Annotated in this window: 1 protein-coding gene; it reads left to right on the top strand. The window is 40.4% G+C overall.

What is annotated here, in order from left to right:
- Positions 1 to 87 precede the first annotated feature (87 nt).
- Positions 88 to 272: hypothetical protein (locus tag AAEY80_RS14545; RefSeq protein ID WP_350588585.1), on the top strand; the 185-nt coding region annotated here is incomplete at its 3' end.

Genomic DNA, 272 nt, shown 5'->3' with positions numbered 1-272 from the left:
ATGTAAAGCGTTTTGAATGGCTACCAAAGTGGCTACCAAATATCAAAAAATGGCTACCAGATTGGCTACCTACAATGGGGTTAAGATATGACAAAGAAAACTATCAAGCTAGACTCACAAATCCAAAAAGCCGTTAAAGATACTATTCAAGCTGGTAAGACAGTCAGCTACCCCATTGCTGGCTATAAAGGCTTAGAAGTACGGATAAGACCGCATAAGAATGGCTTAGATGCTGCAATAGATTTTAGACACCGCTACACCCACCCTATTAC

Source organism: Psychrobacter sp. 78a-MNA-CIBAN-0178, from assembly GCF_040309625.1.
Lineage (GTDB): Bacteria > Pseudomonadota > Gammaproteobacteria > Pseudomonadales > Moraxellaceae > Psychrobacter > Psychrobacter okhotskensis.
This window is presented reverse-complemented; position numbering and strand designations above follow the sequence as displayed.